The organism is Flavobacterium tructae, assembly GCF_002217475.1.
Lineage (GTDB): Bacteria > Bacteroidota > Bacteroidia > Flavobacteriales > Flavobacteriaceae > Flavobacterium > Flavobacterium tructae.
Map to the genome: position 1 here is coordinate 27,231 of NZ_MUHH01000067.1, position 18,528 is coordinate 45,758.

Annotated in this window: 9 protein-coding genes; 6 read left to right on the plus strand and 3 right to left on the minus strand. The window is 36.7% G+C overall.

Annotated features, from left to right (window positions below; genetic code table 11):
• The first annotated feature begins 16 nt into the window (after positions 1–16).
• The 5 genes from B0A80_RS19950 to B0A80_RS19970 all read left to right on the plus strand — a co-directional run bounded on the left by B0A80_RS19950 (position 17) and on the right by B0A80_RS19970 (position 13,784).
• Positions 17–6,595, plus strand: a complete 6,579-nt coding sequence (locus B0A80_RS19950) for a T9SS type A sorting domain-containing protein (RefSeq protein WP_165769302.1) — start codon at positions 17–19, stop codon at positions 6,593–6,595.
• An 89-nt stretch (positions 6,596–6,684) separates the two neighbouring features.
• Entirely contained in the window at positions 6,685–9,135 is a 2,451-nt protein-coding gene (locus B0A80_RS19955) for a porin family protein (RefSeq protein ID WP_089078437.1), read from the plus strand.
• A 35-nt stretch (positions 9,136–9,170) separates the two neighbouring features.
• A complete protein-coding gene (locus tag B0A80_RS19960) occupies positions 9,171–12,065 on the plus strand; it encodes a fibronectin type III domain-containing protein (protein WP_089078438.1) in 2,895 nt (964 codons plus the stop codon).
• A gap of 1 nt (position 12,066) precedes the next feature.
• Positions 12,067–12,612: a hypothetical protein gene (locus B0A80_RS19965; protein WP_124020602.1), complete on the plus strand. Its 546-nt coding sequence runs from the start codon at positions 12,067–12,069 to the stop codon at positions 12,610–12,612.
• Positions 12,609–13,784 carry a hypothetical protein gene (locus B0A80_RS19970; protein ID WP_070906707.1) on the plus strand — a complete coding sequence of 392 codons (1,176 nt, stop codon included), beginning with the start codon at positions 12,609–12,611 and terminating at the stop codon, positions 13,782–13,784. The genes B0A80_RS19965 and B0A80_RS19970 overlap by 4 nt, the downstream gene beginning before the upstream one ends.
• A 97-nt stretch (positions 13,785–13,881) precedes the next feature.
• Here the strand turns inward: B0A80_RS19970 and B0A80_RS19975 are convergent, their stop codons facing one another.
• The gene (locus tag B0A80_RS19975) at positions 13,882–14,637 is read right to left on the minus strand and encodes a hypothetical protein (RefSeq protein ID WP_017498218.1); all 756 of its coding nucleotides are present in this window, start codon (positions 14,635–14,637) and stop codon (positions 13,882–13,884) included.
• Positions 14,638–14,877: 240 nt separating this feature from the next.
• On the opposite strand from B0A80_RS19975, the gene B0A80_RS19980 reads away from it, so the two are divergent.
• Positions 14,878–15,072: a hypothetical protein gene (locus tag B0A80_RS19980; RefSeq protein ID WP_017498217.1), complete on the plus strand. Its 195-nt coding sequence runs from the start codon at positions 14,878–14,880 to the stop codon at positions 15,070–15,072.
• Between the two features lie 170 nt (positions 15,073–15,242).
• On the opposite strand, the gene B0A80_RS19985 is transcribed toward B0A80_RS19980, so the two are convergent.
• Both B0A80_RS19985 and B0A80_RS19990 read right to left on the minus strand, forming a co-directional pair.
• A complete protein-coding gene (locus tag B0A80_RS19985; RefSeq protein ID WP_026110163.1) occupies positions 15,243–16,283 on the minus strand; it encodes a PLP-dependent cysteine synthase family protein in 1,041 nt (346 codons plus the stop codon).
• A 70-nt stretch (positions 16,284–16,353) separates the two neighbouring features.
• Entirely contained in the window at positions 16,354–18,489 is a 2,136-nt protein-coding gene (locus tag B0A80_RS19990) for a S9 family peptidase (protein WP_089078440.1), read from the minus strand.
• Positions 18,490–18,528 lie beyond the last annotated feature (39 nt).

Below are 18,528 nucleotides of genomic sequence, written 5' to 3' on the forward strand. Positions count from 1 at the left end.
GAACAACCATATTATTATGAAAAAAATCTACTTATTACTACTGCTTCTTATGAGTTTCTTGGGGTATTCTCAAGCTCCGGACCCTCAACCGGCAGTTAACGGAGCCAGAACAATTACAATCACAACACCAAAAGCAATTACAGTTTCTGCTGGTACTTTGAGCTATACCAATACAACAGAAAATGGCAGAGCCAATGGTACGTTTTCTGTTATTTTTGAAGGAGGTACAGGCGACTTCGTTTATTTCTTTTTCAAAGACGGGCAGCCTTATACTCCCGTTTCATGGACTTCACTGCCAGCCGGAAGCTACATCATGTATGCAAAAGACAAAGACAGGGTTTGTAGAAGTGCTGATGTTCCTTTCGTAATTTACGAACCTGGAAAATTAGTAGTTAGTACGTCAAAACCAACTAATATATTGTGTCCGGGAGGAACAGGTAGCCTAACTGCATCAGCTGTTGGAGGTTATCCGTATAGCGCAACACCAATAGACAGAACATATAATTATACCTGGTACAGTTGTGATGCAGCCGGAAATAACTCCAGTAAAATTTCGGGACCAAGTATAACCCCTGGTATCACGGGACAAAATGCCGGTTACTATAAAGTTATTGTTACCGATAGTAAGAATAATCCAGCTACGGGACCTGTAGTGTTACTAGAGCCTAATCCTCAAATAGGATCCGCTGTGCTTTCTAAAAAAGACGTTAGCTGTTTTGATGGTAATGATGGGGAAATTACGGTAAGTCTGAGCGGAGGAAGCGGTACGCTTACCGTACAATGGAATGACGGTGGTACCGGTGCAACCAGAACGGGCTTAAAAAAAGGAGATTACTGGTATACCGTAACAGATGTTAATAATTGTACTTTTTCCAACGGTGTAATAACCAAAATCACGCAGCCGCCAGCGGCATTAGCCATTCCAAACATAACACAAACACAACCTACATCGACTGCTGCAACCGACGGTACTATTACCGTAACAGCAACGGGAGGAACTACTCCGTACACCTATGTATGGACCAAAAACAATCAGGCTTTTAGTGCTAATACTAACGGTGCGGGACTTACTACTGGTTTAGGAAACGGTACGTACAGGGTAACAGTTAGAGATGCAAAAGGATGTAGCATCTCAAGCGAAATAATCGAATTAAAAGCACTGGCCGTAGTCTTGCAAGATCAGACCAACATTAAATGTAAAGGCCTGCCTACTGGTAGTATAACCGTAGTAGCAAGTGGCGGAACCCTAAACACCACTACCCCTAATTATAAATTTCAGTGGTTGTTAAATGGAACTGAAATGCCCGGTAAAGAATCGGCTACTCTAAGCGGAATCCTTAAAGGAGATTATATGGTAAAAGTAATCGATGCGAATAATAGTATCTTCTCTATAGTTTATACCATCTCAGAACCTGCAGACGTTCTTACTATAACAAACTCAACTGCGCAACGCCGTAATGTTTCCTGTAATGGTGGAACTGACGGAGCCGTAGACGTTACTGTTTCGGGAGGAACCGGAGCTTATAGTTATTTATGGAGTAACGGCAGTACAGCTTCAAGGCTGAGCAATGTTCCTGTTGGTACCTACTGGGTTACCGTTACCGATGAAAATGGCTGCCCTGCACGATTGGACAATATCCAAATTACCCAACCTAATCCAATTGTTGTTCCAACACCAGCTATTAAAAATGTGGCCATTTTTAATCAAAATACTGGTTCAATAATATTCCCTGCTGATCCAGCAGGAGGTACTCTGGCTTTCCAATACAAATGGACCCGTGCCGGTGATCCAACTTTTCCGAGAACAACAAGAGATATAACAGCTCTGAAAGCGGGAACTTATCGTTTAGAAATTAGAGATGCTAATGCAAATGCTGCAGACAATGCGGGCTGTATCGTTACAAAGGACTATACGGTAACCGAATCGGACTTATTAGAAGTTCAGATTAAAGAAACCCAATTTATTAAATGTAATGGAGATTCTAACGGAAAATTGGTTGCTCTTGCTAAAGGTGGAATTGCACCTTACAAATATGTGTGGAAGAAAAATGGAATTGTACTTCCGTCTGAAACTGCATCGGAAATCACAAATTGTGGTGTTGGTCAATACAGCGTTACCGTAACCGATTCGGCAAATCCTGAACCAGCTGGTCCTTTTGCAAAAGCAGAACAACTCAACTATAAACTCAACGAGCCAGATGAATTAATAGTAAAATTAACAAAGCAAACTGATGTTTTATGTTATGGCGCCGCGACTGGTGCTATTGATATTACTATCACAGGAGGAACCGGACCTTATACACAACAATGGACTAAAAACGGTGTGAACTACTCTACGGCAGATGATCTGTCAAATCTTACAATAGGAAGTTATACCGTTACCGTAAAAGATCAGGCCGATCATGGTTGTACTGCAACACTTAATGTACCTGTAGTTATCACACAGCCTGCTGCACCTTTAAAAATTGAAAGTGCAACCCTAGTTGACCTAACCGGTTTTGAAACCAAAAACGGTAGCATAGCGGTAACCGTGTCGGGTGGAAAACCTAACTATAGTTATGAGTGGACAAAAGATGCATCGCCAACCATAATTGGTTCAGCTTCTTCCATCGGAAATTTAGCTATTGGTACTTATCATTTGATCGTTAGAGATGCAAATGGCTGTAGTCTTCCACAGGTAGATTACAAAATTACACAGCCCGACAAATTTGAGATCATCAGTATTATACAGACTCCAAATACAAATGTTGCCTGTTATGGCGATGAGCCAGGCATATTTACGGCTGTCGTACGAGGCGGTGTGAAAGCCTATACTTTTGAATGGTTAAATACTACAACCGGAGTAAAACATAAACATACCGAAAGTACTAAAGACGATTTAACCAGTTCGGAAGCTATAGAATTAGGAGCCGGAAATTATGTTATTACCGTAAAAGATCAGCAAAACAACATTCTTTTTGGAACAAACACTTTTACCATTACACAACCGGATAAACTGGCCTTTACCTACACCAAAACGGAGGTATCCTGTCATAATGGAAATAATGGTACCGTGCAGTTAAACATCGTTGGAGGAACTAAGTTCGCCGACATTGCAAAACCATACACTATCATAGCAAGCGGTGGAACAGTTGATACTAAAACCGGACTTATTACCGGATTGTCTAACGGAAGCTACACCATATTTATAAGTGATGCTAACGGATGTCAGACACAAGTGCAAACGGTTGGTATTACTGAACCAGCAAAATCTCTTTTCATCAGCAGCGAGACGGTTATACCAACAACAGGTTTTGGTTTGTCGACCGGTAAAATTGCAATCACCGTAGAGGGTGGAACTCCGGGATATACCTACCAATGGAAAAATAATTCGAACACGGTAGTAGGAACTAATAGTCCTGCCTTAAACAATGTTCCTGCAGGAGTTTATACCGTTTTGATAACCGACTCAAAACTATGTACGATCACCAACAGTTATACAATAGAACAACCAACAAAACCTGTATTGACTGAAACTCATTTACAGGCAAAATGTAACGGTTTAGTAGGCTCTTTAGAAGCTATTGCAACCGGAGGAGCAACTTTTACACAAAACCAAATTGATAGAATTTACACTTATAAATTAAGAAATAAAACAACCGGAACTGTCGTAACTATTGTTCAAAACACAGCCAGTTTTAAAAACATAGCAGACGGAGACTACGCACTTACCGCTACCGATGTAGGCAATGTAGACTCTAATACTATTGACGTAACGTTTAAACAGCCTACTGCCGTTGTGGTAAACTTAACCTCAAAAACTCCCGTGAGTTGTTTTGCGGGACAAGACGGAGCAATTCAAATAGCTGTTACCGGAGGAACACCTTTCATCGTAAATGGTGCTCCAGTTTATAACTATCAATGGAAAAAGAGAAATACCGCCACCAATACTTACGAAAACTTTACGCCAGTAGCCTTAAACGCCCTTACTGAAGGTGATTATGCAGTAGAAGTTCGTGATGCCAATTACAATTCCGCTGATGCAACCCATTGTATTGGAATTCTGGAGAACATCATCATCACACAACCGGCAGATTTTGGATTTGATGTTGATAAAATTACCTATATCAACCCTACAGCTCTAAACGGAAATGACGGTGCACTGCATTTTGAAATTATAGGAGGAAAACCAAATTTTGAGTATAAACTCTACACTAAAGATGCGCTGGCTAACATAACAGTTCTAAAAACAATTTCAAATACAGCAGCCAAAATGGTCGACTTTACAGGTTTAGTCAAAGATCACTATTATGTATCCGTTCAGGATGCAACTGGCTGTACAAAATATGCTGATTTTGACTTTACCGATAATCCGTTAACCATCACAATCAGACAAACTCAGGACATGACCTGCTTTGAATCCAACAATGCGATTCTCGAAGCAACCGTAGCCGGAGGTTTTGGAACCAAAAAAATTAGTTGGTACAGAAACAATACCTTATTGCCAAATGAAAACAGCATCAAACTCATCAATGCCAAAATAGGTACTTACTACGCTGTTGTAAAAGATTCAAAAGCAATTGAAGTAACCACTACTCCAATAATCATAACTCAGCCTGATTATATAACCTTTACATCCGTTCCCGAACCTGTAAAATGTTTAGGAGATGCAAACGGAAGTATTGCTATCACAGCAGCAGGAGGAAATGGAATATTCAGATCCCGTTATTTCCAAAATGGAATACTGGTTAAAGACTGGACCAATTTCGCGAACGGAGCAAAAACCACTATTACTGATTTAGCCGATGGAGAATACACCATTCAGGTACAAGACACACAGCAATGTACAAGCACAGAGGCGACTGTAAAAATTACGTCTCCAACTGCTTTAATAATTAGCAAAATTGTATCAACTCCTGCTACAGGAAAAGGACTAAGCAACGGATCTCTGGCCATAACCGCACAGGGAGCCAATGGTACATATACCTATAACTGGTTCAAAAGCGATGGTACAGCATTGAATCAGACCACAGCCACAGCAATAAATCTGGCAGCCGGAAACTACTATGTTATCATCAAAGATGCTAAAAACTGTAGTTTAACTTCACAGCTATTACAAGTTACCGAACCGCCTCTACTAGAAACTAGCGTAGAAGTACAAAATGTTGTTTTATGTAATGGAGATAAAAACGGAAGTTTGAAACCTATTACAATTGGTGGATTCCTAAAACCGGGTGAAAGCTATACTTATCAGTGGTTTGCAGAAAACAATGCCACCGTATTGGCCACAACGACTACTCTAACAGGTATCGGAAAAGGTTCGTACTATACAATCGCAACAGATTCAAATGGAAACAAAGCTACAAGTCCAATTTTCATCGTTACTGAACCTCAGGTTCTCAACAATAATCTTACCGCTGACTATACTCTTTGTGGAGACTTCAACGACTGGACTATTGATGCTAACCCATCAGGAGGAACACTACCGTATACCTACAGCTGGAATACAGGTGCTCAAACTGCTACCATAAAAAATGTACCACCGGGTTATTATTTTGTCAAAATCACAGACAAACACGGTTGTACCGTTACAAAAAATATTACCATTGTAGCACCTGTTCATTTGGCAGCGGCCGAAACCATTAAAATACCAACCTGTTATGCCGGTTCTGATGCGACTATTACCTTGACCGCTTCAGGAGGAAAAGCGCCTTATACTTATTTATGGAATACCGGTGAAACCTCAAATGTGTTAAAGAATGCTTCGGCTGGAGAATATAAAGTTGCCGTTACAGACAGCAAAGGTTGTATTATCAATCATACCTACACCATTGTCAATCCACCGAAAGATGTTATTAATATCGGAGAAGATGTGACTTTATGTTTTGATCAGACCTTAACCATTAATGCCACAATTAATGACGATAAAGCGACCTATTCATGGACCTCTGATAAAGGTTTCAAGAGCAATAAAGCTATAGTTACCGTTTCTGAACCTGCAAATTATACCGTTGTTGTTACCAACAAATTGGGTTGTGAGGCTACAGATACCATCAAAATTTCAAGTCAGAATACCCCAATTAGTGCTGAATTTGCCATCTCGAGTCAGGTATTCAAAAACGAAAAATTCATAATTGTTGACATCAGTAATCCTGACGCCGATGAAATCGAATGGGTAATTCCTGCCAATGCAACCGTAATCTCGAAAAACAAAGATTTTGCCGAAATCAGTTTCAGTCAGGCCGGTGAATACGACATTACACTGAACACTAAAAAAGGAAACTGTACTGCTTTTCAAACCAAGTCAATCTTAGTAACTGAAGGAGAATATGAAGAAAACAACCCGGACGATCAGACTTTCAAGAAATTCGATCTGAAAATCTATCCAAATCCGTCAAAAGGAGCTTTTACTGTAGATGTACTGCTGGATAAAGTAATGCCGGCACATGTTAAGGTTTATAATTTGAATAACAACTTACTGATAGATTCAAAAACACAGGAAGGCAAAGACAATTACCTGTTCAACTTTAGTTTAACCGGGCTTCCTTCAGGAATATATTTCGTGTTATTCGAGTCACAGCAAGGAAGTAAATTGAGAAAAATCATTATTCAGTAAACTCTAATTTATCCAGCAAGCAAAAATTATAAATTTCAAATACTAATGGAAATCAAGAAAACAATCTTGATTTCCATGGCCCATAAAGAATGATTTTAAAAAGAATAATTTTAATTACACTACTGCTTTTCACCGGTACCTTTGCTTTTTCGCAAAACTTTAATGTACAGGAGCTAGGCAAAGCGAAACTTATAAATGTCAGTGGTGGTGCATCAGCCAATACCGTATTCTATTCCGGTAATGCCACACGAGAGCCCTTCAGTTATTTTTTGAACGGAAACATCAATTTCAATATTGCCAATCTGTACAACATTCCGCTTTCGTTTTCCTATACCAATCAAAAATTCGGGTACAACAAACCTGTTTTAATGAATCGTCTGAGCATACATCCTTCCTATAAATGGATTACTGCCCATATTGGAGATGTCAGCATGACCTTCTCCCCTTACACGCTGAGCGGTCATCAGTTTACCGGTTTTGGAGTGGATTTAACCCCGCAGGGAAAATTTAAAATCAGTGCGATGTACGGACGATTATTAAAAAGTAACGAATTTGATTCAGCCTATCCGGATATTCTGCCTGCTTACAAAAGATTTGGATACGGATTTAAAACCGCTTATTCCCTAGAGAAAATAAACCTGGGACTTACCTTATTTAAGGCAAAGGATCAGATCAATTCTTTAAACAACCCTGTACCCTTTGAACTGGATGTTGCTCCAAAGGAAAATGCTGCCATCAGTTTTGAAACTAATTTTAAACTTTTTCAAAAACTACAAGTCTCTACCGAATATGCCAGCAGTAGTATTACTGAAGATTTAAGAGTTGTGACAAGTGGAAAAGCAAAAGGAGTTTCCTCGTTTCTATTGGGTAGAAATAGCACTACCACAAGTTATAATGCCTTTAAAGGACAATTGGCTTACCCGGCCGGAAAAGGAACTTTAGGATTAGGTTACGAACGAATTGACCCTAACTACAGAACCTTTGGAGGGTACTATTTTAATAACGATTTAGAAAACGTAACCGTTAATGCAACCCAAAGTTTGTATAAAGATAAAGTGTCGCTTGCTTTAAACTTAGGACTTCAGAAAGACAATTTAGAAAAGCAGAAAGAAAGCCAGATGAAACGCTTGGTAACCTCAGCTAATGTCGATTTGAGACCCAATCAAAAATTAAACCTGAACCTGAACTACTCTAACTTTCAATCGTTCACCAACAGCCGTAATCAATTTGACTACATCAATCAGGTTTCAAATTACGAGTATTTAGACACGTTAAACTTCAGACAAGTGAACCAAAATTTAGGTCTGACTGTAAATTATCTGTTAAGAAATGACAAACAGCTTAAAAAAGCAATTAGTGCCAATTTCTCTATGCAGGATGCCGTAAACCAACAACAAGGAAAAACAATTGCAGGCGGAGCTTCTACCTATTACAACTCAGCCCTAACCTATTCTCTTGGTTATCCTCAAAAAGAGCTAAGTTTCAACGGTTCCATAAACAATACCTATGGACAAACGGATGGAGGAAAGAGTTTTATTATCGGACCAACAGTTGGCGCTTCCAAATTATTTTTTGATAAAAAACTGAATGCCAATGCCTCGACCAGTTACAACACCAGCTACAACAATGGTCGCAAGCAAAACGATATTTTCAATTTCAGATTGAACGGGTCTTACATTTATCTTGAAAAACACAATTTCAACATGAGTGTCATCACACTATTCAATAAAACAGCCACCGGTAAAAACAATGATATGACTGCTACACTGTCTTATTCGTATTCTTTCGACAAAATCAAAATGCGTCCGAAGAGAGAACCAAGAACAGAGGGAGACATGAACCTTACTTCTATTCTGAAAATAAATCTTAACGGAAAAGCTTTAGAAGGAACACGTGATCAGATTACAGCTCAATTAAAAGAAATGCAATTGGCACTAAACCCATTACCGGAAAAAGAAAGTATAAATTTAGAGCATTTACTCACACTGGCTTCCCTTACACCAGATGACAAACAATTTAAAGAGAAAGTACTAGATTACCTCGAAGCTTACAACATCGAAGCTGAAAACGTAAAAAAATACAAAGATTATGTGCTCGAAGCTGCCAAAAAATTAGAAACAGAGATGAAAGACAAAGATGCAAGTCTGGAAAATGCTTATGTTTCGGCTTTAGGAAGAGTAAACAGCCACAAAATGCATGGTGTGAATGAAGAAAACATTACCGATAAAACAGCTTACAAATCCTATCAGAAATTGGTGGAACGAAGTAACAAAAATCGCGATCAGCTTACACGCCACCGATGGATGCTTAAAGAAATTTCGGCATTAACCAAACTGCCGGCTGCCGAAATACAGCAAAATCCCGCTGCAGTAGTTTTTAGTGCAGAAGAAATGGAAGAAGCTTTTAAATCGATAAAAGAAAAAAAATCCGGTCCTGAAATAATCGCGGCTATCGAAGTCAAAATGATACCGTTTTATCATGATCTCGCTCTCAAAAATGCAAACATTGATGAAATCGATCTTAACCATATTCAAAAATAAAAGGAGTGAATACCTACCTGCTAACCTCACAAAAAATGGATAAAATTCAATTACCCAAAATGCTGAAAAACTTACACCTGTACCTGCTGCTGCTCTGCTCCCTAATAGGATTTGAAGGATTTGCACAAACCTTCCCGATTTCGGTTACCACCCAAATTACGCAGCCATCACCTATTTACCTGAGCAAGTATGCCGATGCGACTACCATAAACAGTCCCATTAAAATTCAATTACTACTCAACGATTTGACCATCTCCAATCGTCAGGTTCGATTAAAAATATACTTTCAGGGCAATGGAGTTTCGTTCAGCAACAACGATTTTGTTGTAGGAGCAAAACCACTGTATCTCGAAGGAGGATTTCCATTGCAATTAACCAATGTTGATCTGGCTCCCTATTTTCAGTTCCAAAACCTGCTGGGATTAAATCCAAATCAATATGCTCAGCCTTTACCCGAAGGAATCAGTAACTTTTATGTAGAGGTATATGATTTTGCCACAGGAAAAAAACTGTCTCGAAAAACGGGTACAACTACCGTTATTTTTCAAAACGAACCTCCCTTCCTGAACCTGCCTTTAAACAATGCTTCGATCATGCAGCAGAACCTGCAGAACATTGTTTTTAACTGGACACCGCGAAGCATCAACGTTAGTAATGTAGAATACGAATTTTCATTAGTCGAGATTTGGGACAATTACACCCCGGTGCAAAATGCATTTGCTTACTCACCACCCCTGTACACCACCACAACCAAAATGACTACCCTGCAATATGGCATGAGTGAACCTCAACTGATTCCCGGCAAAAAATACGCCTGGCGCATCAAAGCAAAAGCCATTTTAGGAGCCGAAGAAATTGGTGTATTTAAAAACAACGGTTATACCGAAATCTTTGCTTTTACTTACGAAGTATTCTGTACCTCTCCCCTTGCCATTAAAACCGAAAGCATCGGTCAGGATCAGGCCAAGATAAACTGGAGTGGTAACATCGACAACTTTGACTATCAGGTAAACTATCGCGAGAAAAATTCCGGTTCGGAATGGTACAAAGCCGTAACTCCAAGAGAAAATATTACGCTTAGCAACTTAAAGCCTAACACCACCTACGAATATACCGTAGGATCATCTTGTGATGTGGGCAAATATATTCACAGTTCAATATATGAATTTACTACCATTGCCAGAGACGAGATTGTATTTCAGGGCTGTGGTATCAAACCCGATCCGAAAGATCTGACCAACCAAACACCACTACCGGAACTTTTCCCAAATGATGTAATTTCAGCGGGAGATTTCCCTATTGTAGTCTTGCACGCCACAGGAAGTAACGGTAACTTCTCAGGAGACGGTTATGTAACGCTGCCTTTCTTAGAAAAATTCAGAAAACTCATTGATGCCGCTGAAGCCTTAAGCCCAAAAGATGGTGAAGGCAACTCAAAATGGAACCTAAGCGAAAATACCCGAATCAAAATTACCTTTGATAATATTGGTCTTAATACTGATTTCAAATTAATTTCAGGTGAAATTGTGGCTGGTTATGATGCCGGTAACTGGGATAATATGCTTGATGGTGACAAATTAGTTGATGATATTGCTGCAGCTTTTGAAAAAGAAGCAGCAGAACTACAAAAAGAAATTAATGAGCCTGAAATAACTCAAAATACAGAGGTACCAACTAATTCTGGTCAAGACCCAGCTGTTATTCCAAATCCAACAAATGAAGTAACACCGCCAGTCTCAAATGTCACAACTCCGCCAGTGACAAATACCCCAACAAATCCAACGGGAGGGACCCCAGTTCCGTCAAACAACACAAATGCTCCTCCTAAGCCAACTGAAAACTCTAATACTACCGAACCAAAAAAAGAAGGAAAACCCTTCAGTTCAAAAGAACTTTACGCCATAGGTTTAAATAGTAAAGATGAACCTAAGAGAGTTGCTAAAACAGGACAAACTTTGTATTATATAAACAAGGCTTCGCTACTAAATGAAAAAAAGGAAACCACTTTTTTACTTGTTAACAATCCGAATTATGCTGAAAAATTAGTTGATAAAGAGTCTATAAAATGGACTGTAAATGGTACTCCTTTTCCAGCCTTTACAGGTAAAAAACAATTTGTTAAAAATGTTTCAGAAAAAGACGAGCTGACTAATGTAACTTCTACAGCAGGATACCCAAATCCAACAGATAAATATGTTTACGTAAAATGGGTTGACCACAATTACAGTTCTAATACATTAGCGGTTGAAGGATCAAAAATTGCCGAATTTAAGAAAACCTTAGAGAAGCTGGCACGTTATCTGGGCACCAGAGTTTACAATAGAAGGGATCGTCCGAAAGGAGAGGGAGATAAAGGAATCTTATATGATGTATCTTATCAAAACACCATTCAAAATAAAGAAGGGGAATCAAACAGACTTTATTATAAAGAAACGGAAAGTGTCACAAAACTTGAAGTAGGAGCTAAAATTGGTTACGAAGCGCCTGTACCAGGATGCGCTATACCTTCAATTGACAGAATGCTTTTTGGACACAAATTTAAGGTTGAATTTGGTCTATACTGGTTTGTAGGTGCCCAAACTTCAGCTACTATTGGAATGACCAATACAACAAGAGATTGGGTTGATAATCCTCAAATGCGAACTTCAACCTGGACCTATGGTCATCCTTCGACTTTTGCGATTGAAGGAACTGTTGGGCTTAACCCAAAATTCGTAATAAAGGTACCAGGTATTTCGGGAGAAGCTTCCGCTAAATCTTCAGCAAAAGCGAAATTATATGAATTTAATTTTAAAAAATGGAAGAGTTCATTTCCTTTGGTAGAAGATGGAATTCCTCTAGAAATTAGCCCTATTACAAAATTTGATATATTTGGCTTAAGTTGGTCACACGAATGGGGCAAATACGAACACACTATAAAATTTAATTAAAATGAAAATAAAGAATAGTATTTTTTTCAAAAAATATAAGATCATAAAGATCATATTATTAATACATCTGCTTGTTTCGTTTATTGTTACCACTACAATGGCTGTACATGGCCTTATTGATGGAAATATAAAAAAACCCTTTCAGGAAAATTATGAAAATTATATCGCATTGTACAATCCTAAAGAATATTTGAAAGATGCTGTTTTTGTAGTCGATACCGCCTATATTGAAACTCAGGCAACTTCAAATCAGGGATCATCCACAACTTTCAAGGATTACACTATAATCAGAGGACATTTATTATACTCCAAAACTAAACAGGAGATTACTTGTAAGTACGTAAATTCAAATGTATTAGATAGCTTTTATCATCAAAAAGTAGAAAAAATAAACGTCTTAAAAAACAGCATCAATGGTATTGCCTTTTTAGAAGACAAAAAATATATTAGCTCTGAAAAAATGAATGCTGTTGCGAACTTGTATTTTAATCTTTCACTCATTCCGCTTATCCTAATTTTATTAATATTAAAAATCAAATCAAAATGAAAAAGTATCTAACTCTTTTAATCATTCTTTTCTTTACAACTGGAAATGGACAAAATCTGGTTTTAGAATATTCAGGAGACAATACTGTCGATTTTCATATCTATAATTCCACAGATAATTTTAAATACAAAATTGATGATATTACAAAAGTAGATAGATCAACTGTAGAAGGATTAGTCCAATCTTACTTTTTTGCTACAAACAATGACTGGTTAAAGAATAATTATCTGGAAGAAAAAAGTTTTAATCCTAATGAAGAGAAACATTTTAATACCTTAAAAAAACTAAATAAAGAAAAAAGCAAAGTAGTTTTTTTGCATAAGCTCTCCTACAAACATGAAGGTTTTGAGATGTGTTTTATAAACTTTATTGCTGATTTAGATGGAATCGATTTTAAGTTTCCTACCTTACTTTCTTGCATAAAAAAAGATAACAAATGGTACATTTATAATCTGGCAAACCAACAAAAAATTACTGATATCTTGTGGACTTTCAGATCCTGTAGAATTTTACAATTAATAAATGGGCAGAAAACAAGCAATGCTTTGATGAATAACCTTATTCAGAAAACATTAAGTACCAACAAATTTTTAGATATCAACAAATTATACGATGAAACCCAAACCTGGAGCTTTGATGATGCTAACCAGCGATTTTTTACGATGACAGATAATAACAATTGTGATGACAATACTATTTTAGACGTCAGTAAGAGTATCAATTTTACATCTGTTTTTAAAAGTGCTAAAATTAGTACTTTTGATAAAGACGATCAGACAAAGAATGCTGCTATCATTTCTAGCATCAAAAAGAATGCTACTGATTCTGTTTATTTAAAAGCAAAATTTGATCTTGATTATAATGGCCGTACTTATTCTGTGATAAAATATAATTTAATTAATTCTACGGGCAAATCTACCTTAAAAACACAGCTATTAGATAGTACATTAGATGTTTCGTCACAACAAATATCAGAGGTTATCTTTTTATTCGAAAATTTAAATCTTCAAATTTTCAGCGATTTATCTCCTGCCATGAATGCTCCGGAATCACAAAAACAGGATATTTTATATAAAAACACAAGAGGTAATCTGGATGTACTAAATATTAGTAAACTTTTTGATTTGTACCAAAAGAACAAACCATTGTTTGCCAAATATCTTGAAAATTAGTGTTCCATCAGTACTTCTCGAAACATTTTATCTTCTATAAACACCAAAAGCTCTGGAAACCCCAGAGCTTTTTCTATTCAAAAAAACAACAAATCAATCAATTCTCTTTAATCACTTTTTTTTCTGAATAATTAATGCCTAATCCTCCGGCAATATAAACCTTAATCAACTCCTCTGTGTTGATCTTTATGTTTTGATGAAGAACATTTCCTTTCACTTTTTTAAGGTCAAAAGGAATCGTTTTGGATAAATAATAATCACCGCTCGAGATTGTAATCATAAGTGCTTCACCATTTTTAGAAACCAGAGACGTAATCGAAAAATCACCTGTTTTCGAATCTATTTTCATAGGAGGTTGTGAGTCATTAATACTAAGCGTTAGATTCGGATAGATCTTGCCGTTTAATGGCCTGTTTGTTTTTGCATCTAACAACTTCCCTTTTATTGTTATCGAAATTTCTTCCTGAACGGTTTGACTAATGGCTATTTTGCCCAGAATATTACTTTTAGGTACCGATTCATTTATTTCCGTTTTAACCGGAGTTTTTTCCTGTCCTGTAACATTTGAAGCCAGTAAAATAGAAGCTGCTACTGCCGCATACTTCAGATTATTCATTTTGGAAGTCTCCTGGTGTACAAACTCCTCCTCTAACTGTGTTGTTTTTAATCGCGCACAAATGTTCTGATCTTTATTCTCGGCGATGAACCTGGCAACTTCAGAGTTCGTTTTTCGGCTTAAATCAATTACATTCTTGGCACAGGAACTACAAAACGAGCCCTGTGAATTAGGAATCATATTATCAAAATTTTCAGAACAAGGGTTGGCTATTTCTAAAGTGAATTTCTTTTTCATACGATACTATTTTTAGTTTAAACCGTTCAAAGACGATTATACTTATATAGAGTGCCTTTTAAATGAAAAGGTTGGGAAGAACTAAAAATATTTTTCTTTTTATCATAACTTACCCAAATTGCAAGTACACACATTAATTTTCATAGTTCTGTTTATTTCGCACAAATGATCAAAATTCTTTCAAAGGAGAAATAACAAAACTCATACAGTTTAATATATTTGCAGCTAAAAAAACAAATAATGAAAACATCAAAATATACCAAATTTGCAGTAATTCTTTTGGTTATTGTCTTTTTACTCCTTAGCATAATAAGCTGTAGTGTACATACACAAAGTACTCCTTCCGGTAAAATTCCACCAGGGCAGGCTAAAAAAATCTCCGGAAGTAAAAGTGCTAAAGCTTATGCACCGGGACAACAAAAAAAACAACACTAAAAAACAAAAAGCCTTCTTAAATATTTAAGAAGGCTTTTTATTACTCCAAACATGTTGTTTAAACACACAGGATATCGTTATTTATTCCCTGTAGTTTAGAACATTTCACAAATAAAAAGCCTCACTCGCAAAACGAATGAGGCAATATATTAGAAAAGCAGTTTACCGTACTACTTTACAAATTCAATTTTTTGAACTTCTTCTTCATTGACACTGTCAAAGAAGCCTTGTTCGTTCATCCAGTCATCGCTGAATACTTTACTCATATAACGAGAACCGTGATCCGGAAAAATAGCGATAATATTACTGTCTTTAGTAAACTCTCCTTCTTCTGCGTATTGCTTAATAGCTTGCATTACAGCTCCTGAAGTATATCCTACAAATAACCCTTCTTTTCTGGTAATCTCTCTTGCAGAGTGAGCACTTTCTTCATCCGTCACTTTCATGAACTTATCGATGATATCAAAATCTGTAGCCGAAGGAATTAAATTTTTACCTAAACCTTCTATACGGTACGGATAAATCTCTTTGTTATCGAATTCTTTTGTTTCGTGGTATTTTTTTAATACTGATCCAAAAGCATCAACACCTAAAATTCTGATATTTGGATTTTTCTCTTTTAAGAATTTTGCAGTTCCTGAGATCGTTCCTCCTGTTCCGCTGCAGGCAATAAGATGCGTAATTTTTCCTTTTGTCTGTTCCCAGATTTCTGGTCCGGTAGAGTTATAATGTGCATCAATATTCAACTGATTAAAGTATTGATTAATGTACACAGAACCTTTTGTTTCTTCGTGTAAACGTTTCGCTACATTATAGTATGATCTTTCATCATCTGCTGAAACGTGAGCCGGGCATACATAAACTTTTGCACCTAAACTCCTCAACATGTCAATTTTATCTTTCGATGACTTTGAACTTACTGCCAAAATACAATTATAACCTTTTATAATGCTTACCATAGCCAAACTAAAACCTGTATTACCGGATGTCGTTTCGATTATGGTATCACCTGGCGACAGAATACCTTTTTTTTCGGCCTCTTCAAGAATGTATAACGCTATTCTATCTTTTGAGGAATGTCCTGGATTAAAAGCTTCTACCTTTGCGTAGAAATTACCTTCTAACTCTTCGGTGATTTTATTTAGTTTAATAAGGGGGGTATTGCCTATTAATTCTAAAACATTATTATAAGCGTTTATTTCTTCTTTCATAAAAAAATAGTTAATCAAAGGCATTTTAAAATAACCTTGATAGGTTGCAAATTTAACAAAAAAAATCTAATTAGCTTTTAATTTTTTCTAAATCTAATAAAAAACTAAATTCCTTTGCTAAGTCTTTTAAAGCCTCAAAACGTCCTGAAGCCCCACCATGTCCGGCATCCATATTGGTGTCTAAAAACAATAAATTGCTATTTGTTTTTAAGTTTCTCAATTTGGCTACCCATTTGGCAGGCTCCCAATATTGCACCTGCGAATCATGCAATCCGGTAGAAACATACATATTAGGATAATTTTGAGCTTTTACATTATCATACGGCGAGTACGACAACATATAATCGTAATATTTTTTATTGTTGGGATTTCCCCATTCATCATATTCTCCTGTGGTCAACGGAATACTGTCGTCCAGCATTGTGGTAATAACATCTACAAAAGGCACCTGAGCAATCACTCCATTGTACAGTTCCGGCGCTTCGTTTGAGATAACTCCCATTAAAAGTCCTCCGGCTGATCCTCCTTCTGCATACAAATGTTTAGAAGAAGTAAATTTTTCGTTAATTACAAATTTAGAGCAATCGATGAAATCTGTAAAGGTATTTTTCTTTTTTAACAGTTTTCCATTTTCATACCATTGTCTACCTAAATCTTCTCCTCCTCTGATATGGGCAATTGCGTAAACAAAACCACGATCCAGTAATGAAAGTCTTGTAGAAGAAAAATAAGTATCCATTGTGATTCCGTAAGAACCATACGCATAAAGAAGTAACGGATTTTTACCGTTTCTTTCCAACCCTTTTCTGTAAATCATTGAAATAGGCACTTTAACACCATCTCTGGCTGTCGCCCAAACACGCTCTTCGATATAATTTTCTTTGTCAAATTTTCCTCCTAAAACCTCTTGTTCTTTTAAAACTTCTTTGGTTTTAGTCTTCATATTGAAATCGATCACAGAAGATGGTGTTGCCAGCGATTGATAACTGTAACGCAAAATATCCGTATCAAAATCAACATTTGTTGTGGTATATGCGTTATACGTTTCGCTGCCAAAAGGCAAATAATAATCGGGCTCACCATTCCACGGCATAATGCGAATGTGATTCAAACCATTTGAACGTTCTTCCACCACTAAATAGTTCTTAAAAATTTCAATATCTTCCAATAAAACATCTTCACGATGCGGAATAAGATCTACCCAATTCCTTTTTCCTGTTTTGTTTTCAGGAGTTTTCATCAGCTTGAAGTTAGTTGCCTTGTCTTTATTCGTTAAAATATAAAATGAATCTTCATAATGCGAAATACTATACTCCAGCCCACGAACACGGGTCTGAAATACTTCAAACTCGCCGTCTGGGTTATCAGAATTCAAAATTCTGTATTCTGTAGTTAAGGTACTTCCGGAGCCAATTACGATATATTTTCTTGATTTCTCTTTACTCACAGAAACATTAAAAGTGTCATCAGTTTCATTAAAAACCAAAACATCCTTTGCAGCATCTGTATGCAATTTGTGTCTGAAAATTTTATCCGCTCTTAAAGTTACTTGATCTTGTTTGGTATAAAAAACAGTTTTATTATCATTGGCCCAAACCGATCCTCCAGTTGCATTTTCGATTTTATCTTGTAAAATTTCTCCCGTTTCTAAGTTTTTAAACTGAATCGTGTAAATTCTTCTTCCTACAAGATCAACTCCAAAACTTGCAAATTTATTATCAGGACTTATACTTAAACCTCCTAATTTAAAATATGCATGTCCTTTTGCCAATTCATTGCAATTGAATAAAATTTCTTCTTCAGCCAAGAGACTTCCTTTTTTTCTGGCAAAAATTGGATAATCCTGACCTGTCTCAAAACGGGTGATGTAATAATATCCATTGTAAAAATAAGGAACAGAGGAATCATCTTCTTTAATTCTTCCTTTCATTTCTTCATACAAGTCTTCCTGAAGCCCTTTTGTATGTGAAGTCATACTCTCGTAATAGGCATTTTCCTGATTCAGATAATCAATTACCTCAGGGTTTTCGCGATCATTTAACCAGAAATAATTATCGACTCTGGTTTCTTTATGTTTTTTTAGTGATTTTGGAACTTCTTTGGCTATTGGGGCCACTATATCGTTTTGCATTGATTGAGCATTAGTTTTTAAATACGAAGCAGCAAAAATACTATAAACGCAACAGAACCAAATTAATTTTTTCATAAAATATATGTTGCTTTCATACAGCAATATACTAATTTT